Source organism: Desulfocicer niacini, from assembly GCF_054657595.1.
On sequence record NZ_BAAHYK010000055.1, the window covers coordinates 22,303 to 31,694 of the forward strand.

Sequence of the window (9,392 nt, forward strand, 5' to 3'; positions counted from 1 at the left end):
AACATAGCTGGCAGTAATCACCTGCGGCAACAAAGAATGAAAATGGCAATATGCCACCACCCCCCGACGGGCAATGGTCCCGGCCCGGAACCGTAGACGGCCCAATTGGCCTGTTCCTATTGCCCATCGGGGGGGCGGCTCTGCTGAGGTTGCCTTGGAGGCTGCCTTTTCATATAACGGCCATGTCCTTACGGACACAACGAATATTGGGTCGTAAACGCGGAGCCAAATGGCATTATGCCGCCCCTCCCCCGACGGGCAATGGGCCCGGACCGGAACTGTAGACAGCTCGATTGCCCGGTTCCTATTGCCCATCGGGGGAGGGGCTCTGCTGAGGTAGACTTGAAGGCTACCTTTTCATATAACCCACATGGCTGTAAATACCAGCCACAACGAAAAATGAAACCCCTACGATTCCAGTCAGTTGTACGGTGTTTCATATAAAACATACATGGCAGTAATTATCTGCCACAACGAACAATGAAAAAGCAGTTACTACCAGTACCCAGTACCCAGTACCTAATACCCAGTACCTGCTGTTTCATATAAAAAAACAATATCTGGAGGAACCCCGATGTCTGATCGAAGATTGACAACGCATCCTGTCCTGGACGTAAGCCAGGGGGAAACGGTGACCTTTTCATGGAATGAAAAACCATTGCAGGGAATAAAGGGAGAAATGATTTCTTCCGCCCTGTTTGCCAATGGAATTCAGGTGTTTGGTCACCACAGTAAAGATCACAGTGCCCAGGGAATGTTCTGTGCCAATGGCCAGTGTTCCCAGTGCCTTGTGGTGGCCGACGGTTTACCCGTTAAATCCTGCATGACCCCGCTGAAACAGGGCATGGTGATTGCCTCCATGGAGACCCTTCCCCGGGTCCCAGCAGCAGATGAGCCGGTTGATCTGGAAGCGGTGGTCACCCGGTCTGTGCAGGTGTTGATCATTGGTGGAGGCCCTGCAGGACTTTCTGCAGCGGTGGAATTGGGTAAGCTGGGTGTGGATACCCTTATTATTGATGACAAGGATCGGCTGGGGGGAAAACTGGTGCTCCAGACCCATAAATTTTTCGGTTCAGTGGAAGATTCCTGGGCCGGTACCAGGGGCTTTGAGATCGGTCATATCCTGGAACAGGAAGTCGCCGCTTTTCCCTCGGTGGAAACCTGGCTTGAAACCACGGCCGTGGGGGTCTTCTCCGATGGAGTGGTGGGGGTGGTGCAAGGGGGGCGTTATGTTATGATCCGTCCGGAAAAATTGCTTGTGGCCACCGGCGCCCGGGAAAAGATGCTTGCCTTCCCCGGCAATACCCTGCCCGGGGTCTACGGGGCCGGGGCTTTTCAAACCTTGGTGAACCGGGATCTGATCAAAGCCGCCCATCGGGTACTCATCGTGGGGGGTGGGAATGTGGGGATCATTGCCGGATACCATGCGCTTCAGGCGGGCATTGAAGTCGTGGCAGTCATTGAAGGATTGGCAGAGGTGGGGGGTTACAAGGTTCATGCGGACAAGCTCAAACGCCTGGGGGTTCCCATTTTTACACGGCATACGGTTGTGTCGGCCAATGGCACGGATCATCTGGAATCGGTGACCATGGCCCGCCTGGATGATAACTGGAAGGTCATCCCCGGCACGGAAAAAACCGTTGAAGTCGATACCCTGCTCATTGCCGTGGGGCTTTCTCCGGTGAACGAGTTTTTTCTCAAAGCAAAACAATGGGGCATGGATGTCTACTCCGCCGGTGATGCGCAGGAAATCGCCGAAGCCTCAGCTGCCATGTTCACGGGGAAAATTGAAGGGGTTAAAATAGGAAAATCTCTGGGTTTATATGATGACGACATTCCCCAGGAATGGCTGGACAAGGCAAAGGTCCTTAAATCCCGGCCCGGCAAGGTAATAAAGGATACTCCGCCTTTAACTGCTCCGGAAGGGGTCCGGCCGGTGTTTCACTGTACCCAGGAAATTCCCTGTAATCCCTGCACCTCCATCTGTCCTGAAAACATTATTACAACGGAAAAAGATCTCATTACCGGACTTCCCCATGTGGAAGCTCTGGAGCAATGCAAGGGCTGCCTTAACTGTGTTGCCATCTGTCCGGGGCTTGCCGTGAGTGTGGTGGATTATCGTAAGGATAGCCAATTTCCCACGGTGACCCTTCCCTACGAGATGACCCGGGAGACCGTTGAAAAGGGTAAAATGATTACGATCACCGATGTGGATGGAAATGTCATCGGGGACTATCCTGTGCAACGGGTGGTGGCCAACAAAAAGAAATTTCCCGGTACCCTCATGGTACAGATCAAGATGGAAGCGCTCCTTGCCCCCAAGGCCATTGGCATCAAGGAGCAGAAAAATCCCCTGGAATCCATTGAGATCCCAGATGTTTCCGCCTGTCCTGATGATGCCATTGTGTGCCGGTGTGAACGCATCACAGCAGGGGAGATACGGGCCGCCATCCGGGAGGGGGTAAGGGACATGAACCAGCTCAAAGGATTGAATCGTACGGGCATGGGTGCCTGTGGGTCCAAAACCTGTCGCCCCATGGTGCTGGGTCTGTTCCGGGATGAGGGCATTGATCTGAAAGAGGTGACCGATCGAACCGATCGACCGTTGTTTGTAGAGGTGCCCTTTGGCACCCTGGCCGGCATCAAGGGAGGTGAATGATGACAAAACCATATGATGTGATTCTCATTGGTGCGGGATCTGTGGGGGTTCCCACCGCCATGGCCCTGGGGGATCTGGGGGTTAAGGTCTGTGTGATAGATAAGATGGCCTCCCCGGGTCAGGGGGAAAACAAGCATGCCATCGGCGGCATCCGGGCCACCCATTCCGATCCCGGAAAAATAATTGCCTGCATGCGATCCCTTGAAATTTTTTCCACCTGGCAGCAGACCCACGGGGACGATATTGAGTGGCTCAAAGGTGGGTATCTTTTTCCGGTGTATCGCCCGGAGGAGGAGCGGCTTTTAAAGGGTTTTCTGCCCATACAGAAGAAACATGGCCTCAATATTGATTACGTGGATGCAGATACCGTGGCAGGGCTGGCCCCGGGCATCAATCGCCGGGGGCTCCTGGGGGGAACCTTTTCGCCCGATGACGGTTCTGCCTCTCCACTGGTCACCGGCAGTGTTTTTTTCAGAAAGGCTGTGGCCACCGGCAATGTGGATTTTTATTTTAATGAAGCGGTCATGGAAATACACCGGAAACAGGGTCGGGTGTGCGGGGTGACAACCAACAGAAATCGTTATGATGCTCCGGTGATCATTGATGCCGCAGGCCCTTTTTCCCGGGAGCTTGGTGCCCTGGTTGATCAGGATATTCCGGTGTTTCCCGACAGCCATGAGGGGGGCGTATCAGAGCCGGTGGCACCTTTTTTCAAGGCCATGCTGGTGGATCTTCGCCCTGGTCCGGGTTCCCGGAATTATTATTTTTATCAGAATGCCCATGGCCATATTATTTTCTGCATCACCCCTGATCCCCCCATTGTGGGCATTGATAAGCGCGAAACCTCGCGATTTCTTCCTCAAGTGGCGGCCCGCATGGTGGATCTGTTACCCCGGTTGAGAAATATTCGGGTACGCCGGGTGTGGAGAGGACTTTATCCCATGACGCCGGACGGGAGTCCCATTGTGGGCTGGAACCGGGATGTGGGCGGATTGCTCCATGCCACGGGCATGTGCGGACAGGGGTATATGCTGGGGCCGGGAGTGGGTGAGATCATTGCCCGCATGGTCACAGGAGACGTCAGCAAAAGGGATGCCGTTGTCATTGACGAATTCTCCCTGTACCGTGATTTCGGCGGCGAAGAGGGCTTGAAATAAAAATTATAGGGCAGATTAAATGAATATCAAAAAAACGATAAACACCGTGGATGCCCACACCGCAGGGGAGGCCACGCGTATTGTCACAGCTGGTGTCCCCCATGTACCCGGCACCACCATGGTGGATAAAAAATTGTGGATACAGGCGCATCTGGATGATCTTCGCAAGATGCTTATGTGGGAACCCCGGGGGCACCAGGATATGTTTGGTGCCATTTTAACGGCACCCGCTTCAGAGGACGCCCATACAGGGATCGTTTTCATGGACTCCGGCGGATATCTGGACATGTGCGGACATGGCTCCATGGGGGCAGCCACGGTGCTGGTGGATACGGGTATGGTTTCCCTGGATGGCCTTGAAGACGGCATGGACAAAGAAATCATATTGGACACGCCTGCCGGAAAAATAACGGCCCGGGTGAACATCCAGGACGGTGGGGCAGGGCCGGTGACCCTTCGCAATGTGCCTGCCTTTTATTATGATTCCCTGGACATTGAGCTTCCCTGTATGGGAAAGATCCACGTGGACATCTCCTATGGCGGGAATTTTTTTGCCCTTGTTCATGTGGATCAACTGGGCGTTTCCCTGGAGACAGCGCATCTGGATCAACTCAAGGCCCTGGGGCTTGAGATCCGGGACCGGGTGAATGAAGCCTTTCCCATTGTGCATCCCGGCACGGGTCAGCCCGCCCGGGTGGATTTGACGGAAATATATCAGGAGGGTGACCCCGTTAAAAATATGGTGATTTTCGGTAATGGTCAGGTGGATCGTTCCCCCTGCGGTACGGGCACCTGTGCCAAGATGGCCTGGCTTAATAAAATGGGCCGTCTGGGGGTGGGACAGATCTATCACCATGAAAGTATTTTAAATACCAGGTTTGCAGGAAAAATTATTGCAGAGACCCGGGTGGGGGACAGGGCTGCCATTGTGCCGGAAATCACCGGCAGTGCCCATATCACAGGGTTTCATCAGTTTGTGGCAGAGAGCAAAGATCCCTTTAAAGCCGGGTTCCTTTTGTAAGGCAGTCAGATTTTTCTGATTCCCACGGTGCTCTTTCCAGAGCAATGTCCCCATTTTGAGGATAATTTTTCAAAAAATTGTAAACTTCGGGTTTGGTCATGAGATGGCCCATCTTATGATCAAGCCCCCAATTTCTTGTGGGCTCATATGAAGGATACCTGAAAGGGAAAGTATTTTGCTTGGCTTATGGCATTCTTTCCGGCCCAATCGGATTGGGAGGAATAACGCCGATAAGCCAAGCCTGGAAAGATTTAACGCATTGGCCTGTATTTCTTTTTTAATGCTTTTACTTTTAATGCCACTTCTTGCCAGCGATCTTTTTCAATACGGTTTGCACTTTTTACCTGTTTTTGAGACAGATATTCCAGCTCCCGTTTCAATTTATGGTAACTGTTTAGTCTGTTTGCCTGTATTTCTCCTGATGACACCGCCTTTATTACCCGGCATCCGGGCTCATGGGTGTGGCTGCAGTCAGAAAATCGGCAACCTTTTCCAAGGGCTTCGATTTCGGGAAATGTGGTATCAATCCCTGTTTGATCATTCCAGAATGAAATTTCCCGGATACCTGGGTTATCAATGATCATTCCGCCTTGCGGCATCATGATCAGGCTGCGAGATGTTGTAACATGCATACCCTTTCCTAGACGCTGGCTGACCGCACCTGTGGCCTGGATCTTTTCAAGGGAAAGTCGGTTCACCAGGGTGGATTTCCCGGCACCTGAAGACCCCACCAGAGCAATGGTCCGTCCAATTGAGAGGTAGTTTTTCAATGGGGTGAGACTGTCGTCATCCCCTAAGCAGATCAGATGGATGGGAACATGGAAAGCAATTGATTCCACATCCGCCACAAAGGTTGAAGGCGTTTTGTGAAGATCCGCCTTTGTCAGAACAATCACCGGCTTCAATCCGCAATTATAAATTAAGGTCAGGTAACGTTCGATGCGTCGAATATTAAAATCCTGGTCCAGGCCGCATACGATAAAAACCCAATCAAGGTTGGCAGCGATCACCTGCTCTCTTCTCGGAGCGGTTTCCTGTTTTTTCAGGGTACCGGAAGCCCCCCTGGACAGGGCATTTTTCCTTGGAAGGACTCTTATAATAACGCTTTGTTTGACAACTACCCAGTCCCCAATAACAGGATAAATCTCTGTTTTATTATGATTTAGGCGGCCGGATACGGACACCCTTTTTTCCTCAATACCGTTTTTTACAAAGAAATTATTTTTTTGAACGCCAATTACTCTGGCGGGGGAAAGAGTTGTCTTTTCATCGGCATTTAAACGATCTTGAAAATTGGAATCCCAGCCCAAATGGGATAAAGAATAATGTGGTTCGTCTGGATGTATGTTTGTATTTTGTGTGTTATCAATCATTTATCGTCTCATTTGTTTTTTTAAATCATGTGTCTGACCGCCAAGCTCCCGGCAGTCTCTCAATACATATGGAATGCGGAGATACAATCCAGGCCGATTTAAAAAAACAGCAATGGTTTTTAAGACGATGTATGTCAAAGAGTATACCAGACAACTTGTTTTTTTATCTGTCTTCTATGCCGGGGTTTCTTTATATGTAGCATCCGTTGAGTCACGGGAAAGCCCATCTTGAATACAAATAAAAAGTCTGGTCATCCGGGTATATGCTTATCCGGTAATCGCCTGAGATAGGTTCATGCCCAATGCCTGAGCATGATCAGGGGATATTGTGAGTTGCCAAGCGGTTTGCAAATGGCAACCCCAATCAGACACCCAAAACCAAAACCTATTTTTTCAGGCGGCCTGGATGAACACAATTTCTAATGATTTGATAAACAAAAAGACTCCAATAAAATTAAATTTTAAAAATCATGGGCACTAAATATCATGATTGCCTGTTCAATGTCAAATTATCTCAGCCAACGGGGCTTGCGAAACGCATTTAAAATGTATTGTTTTTTTGATTCCATGGATTTGCGCACATACGCCATTTAAACAAAGAGCCTTATGTACAACATCATGTGAACACCTTAATTGACAGATCGTCGTCGGGAAAAATCAAAGTTGAAAAAAGGCCGACAAATGCTGAATGTTCAGGATATTTTCAAGGATTCCCGGATATCGAATGACAAAGGCTGAAATAAGGCTGCCCAGGCTCAGAAAGATTATAAGATAATCTGCCGTACGAAATTCCAGCCGGCTCATGATGGTCCAGGTTTTTCCATAGCCAAATCCGCGGTTCATCAAGGCCATGGATAACTGGTCGGCGATCACAATGGCATTGACCATCAAAGGAATCATGATGGCCGCCCGGGCTTTGAACTGCCTGAAGACATTTCCTTCATCCAGATCAACCCCCCGGGACCGCTGGGCAGTGATGATCTGCTGTCTTTTCTTATCCAGGGCCGGTACAAACCGAATGGCTGTGGTGATGAGAAAAGAAAGGGCTGGTGGAAGTTTGAGTTTGACAAACAGATTAATGAATTCATCCAACGGTGTGGTAAAAAGGATGATCTGGGTCAAGATAACCATGTTTACCAGGCGCAGCAGAAATGTTCCCCCCAGCATAATTCCGCCCCGGGTGAGAACTGCGCCTGGCCAGAGGGTGAGCATGGGTGCTTTGTTTTCCGGATGGATAAAGCCGGCACCGCTGTTAAAACCCGTGAACAGCATGATCATTAAAAACAGAGGAGCCAGGGGAATCAGTTTTGCAAGCATCTGCTTCATGGTAAGCCCGACATAAAGGCCTTCCCCTATGATTATAAGGCATATGAGCCCGTGGCAGGCCGGGTGATCGTGCAGGATGGTCCAGGCCATGACCTGGATAAAAATGGCGAATTTACTTCGGATATCCAGGCAGCCAGTGGATGGGGCTGGATCAATCATGGAAGCCTCCTGCTTTTGAAGAACAAGATCTCAGGCTGTCCGGGATAAGGCCTGCCCGCTGCAGCACATCAGTTTTTTCCAGCCCTTTTCCCATGGGTTTATCCAATAGAAGTGCCCCCTGTCCCATGACCACCAGACGATTGGCATATCTGGCTGCCAGGGCAATATCATGGGTGATGAGGACAATGGCGGTGCCCCTGCAATGAAGTTGCTGGATAAGATCCATGATGAGGCTGGTACCGGCGGCATCCAGGCCGGTTGTGGGCTCATCCACCACCAGGATGCCGGGATTCAAGGCCACAATGGAGGCCACGGCAATCATCTGGCGCATTCCCTTTCCCAGGCTGAAGGGATGACGATGCCGTAAGGGTTCAAGGCCTGTCTTTTCAAGGGTGTCATTCACTGTACGGTCAATTGTCTCTTGTGAATAGCCCATATTTGTAAGCCCAAATGCAATTTCCTTTTCCACGGAATTTTCAAAAATCTGGTGATCAGGGTTCTGAAAGATGAATCCAACGGATCGGGCAAGGTCTTTACTCTTGAATGTATTAATGTCTTTACCCTTAAACAGTATGGTGCCGGCATGGCAGGGTATAAGTCCGTTCAGGTGCTTGACCAGGGTGGTTTTACCCGCTCCGTTGTGTCCCATGAGGGCCACGAAATCCCCTGGATACACAGAAAAATTAATATCTTTCAGAACCGGGGCCTTCGGGGTGTATCTGAAATTGAGATGCCTGATTTCAAGGCATGCCGAAGTGGCAGATGGTGAAAGGTCCATGGATTGGATGGGGCCAGCTGGCGGTATATGGGGTGGTGCCCATGTACGTTTCAGTTGTTCCGGCCTGCCCTGTTCCACCACCCGGCCTTCATTGAGAATTAAAACCTGATCCACCATGGATTGGATGTCTTCTATCTGCTGCTCCACAATGATCAGAGTTAAACCCTTTGATTGCCTGAGTCGATCCAGATGAAGATAAAGATTGTCACGTCCGGCAGGGTCCAGTTCCGATGCCGGTTCGTCAAGGATCAGAATAGAAGGTTCCATGGCCAGAATTCCGGCAATGGCCAGGCGCTGTTTTTCACCTCCTGACAGGTCTGCGGTAAAACGATTCTCGTAACCGGCCAGGCCTGTCTGGGAAAGGACCTCAGGGATTCTCTGCTCAATTTCCCGGGCAGGGATCAGCAGGTTCCTGGGGCCGAATGCAAGGTCCTCAAATACTGTTCTTCCCACAATCTGGGTCTCCGGGTCCTGCATGACAAACCCGATATCCTTTGCCAGGGTCTGGGTTCTGAAAAGAGAAACATCCTTTCCCGTCACAATGACATCCCCGGTGAGGGTACCTTCCAATGCCTGGGGAATCAAGCCGTTTAGACATCGGCACAGTGTGGTTTTACCCGAGGCCGACGGCCCCATGATCACCGCGCATTCCCCGGGGTTCAGGGACCAAGAAACATCTGTCAGGGCAAAGGTGCCTGCGCCTTTGTATTTAAAAGACAGCTGGGAAAGGGCTATGGATTTGTGCATTGAAATTCCATTTTTTTCATATGAAGATGCGACAGTATAGCCTCCAACGGGCCCCCTATCCGGCCCATTCAGACCTGAAGGATATAAGGCCGTTTGCCCTGCCGATTGTAAGAAAGCGCAGGCTGTTTGAGGATGAACCTGTCCGCAATTCCTGCGCTTTAGACCGGCAGGA

The 9,392-nt window shown here is 50.7% G+C and carries 6 protein-coding genes; 3 read left to right on the forward strand and 3 right to left on the reverse strand.

Going from position 1 to position 9,392, the window contains the following annotated elements:
* The first annotated feature begins 574 nt into the window (after positions 1-574).
* From ACYQ2M_RS21580 to ACYQ2M_RS21590, 3 genes are read left to right on the forward strand one after another with little or no spacing between them, the layout of a single operon-like run.
* Positions 575-2,659 (forward strand): FAD-dependent oxidoreductase, encoded by a 2,085-nt coding sequence (locus ACYQ2M_RS21580; RefSeq protein WP_459918462.1) that lies wholly within the window; start codon positions 575-577, stop codon positions 2,657-2,659.
* Positions 2,656-3,816, forward strand: a complete 1,161-nt coding sequence (locus ACYQ2M_RS21585; protein WP_459918463.1) for an NAD(P)/FAD-dependent oxidoreductase — start codon at positions 2,656-2,658, stop codon at positions 3,814-3,816. The genes ACYQ2M_RS21580 and ACYQ2M_RS21585 overlap by 4 nt, the downstream gene beginning before the upstream one ends.
* A 19-nt stretch (positions 3,817-3,835) precedes the next feature.
* Entirely contained in the window at positions 3,836-4,837 is a 1,002-nt protein-coding gene (locus tag ACYQ2M_RS21590; protein WP_459918464.1) for a proline racemase family protein, read from the forward strand.
* 251 nt (positions 4,838-5,088) lie between these two features.
* Here ACYQ2M_RS21590 and rsgA read toward each other — a convergent pair whose 3' ends face one another.
* From rsgA to ACYQ2M_RS21605, 3 genes are all read right to left on the reverse strand, one after another.
* Positions 5,089-6,210, reverse strand: coding sequence for a ribosome small subunit-dependent GTPase A (rsgA, locus tag ACYQ2M_RS21595; RefSeq protein WP_459918465.1), 1,122 nt, complete (start codon positions 6,208-6,210; stop codon positions 5,089-5,091).
* Between the two features lie 657 nt (positions 6,211-6,867).
* Positions 6,868-7,695 (reverse strand): energy-coupling factor transporter transmembrane component T family protein, encoded by an 828-nt coding sequence (locus tag ACYQ2M_RS21600; protein ID WP_459918466.1) that lies wholly within the window; start codon positions 7,693-7,695, stop codon positions 6,868-6,870.
* Positions 7,688-9,220, reverse strand: a complete 1,533-nt coding sequence (locus tag ACYQ2M_RS21605; RefSeq protein ID WP_459918467.1) for an ABC transporter ATP-binding protein — start codon at positions 9,218-9,220, stop codon at positions 7,688-7,690. Before ACYQ2M_RS21605 ends, ACYQ2M_RS21600 begins: the two co-directional genes overlap by 8 nt.
* Between the last annotated feature and the right edge of the window lie 172 nt (positions 9,221-9,392).

Bases quoted from the DNA above. Each gene is read 5' to 3' on its own strand.
- ACYQ2M_RS21580 (WP_459918462.1), top strand. From the start codon at position 575: ATGTCTGATCGAAGATTGACAACGCATCCTGTCCTGGACGTAAGCCAG.
- ACYQ2M_RS21585 (WP_459918463.1), top strand. From the start codon at position 2,656: ATGATGACAAAACCATATGATGTGATTCTCATTGGTGCGGGATCTGTG.
- ACYQ2M_RS21590 (WP_459918464.1), top strand. From the start codon at position 3,836: ATGAATATCAAAAAAACGATAAACACCGTGGATGCCCACACCGCAGGG.
- rsgA (WP_459918465.1), bottom strand. From the start codon at position 6,210: ATGATTGATAACACACAAAATACAAACATACATCCAGACGAACCACAT.
- ACYQ2M_RS21600 (WP_459918466.1), bottom strand. From the start codon at position 7,695: ATGATTGATCCAGCCCCATCCACTGGCTGCCTGGATATCCGAAGTAAA.
- ACYQ2M_RS21605 (WP_459918467.1), bottom strand. From the start codon at position 9,220: ATGCACAAATCCATAGCCCTTTCCCAGCTGTCTTTTAAATACAAAGGC.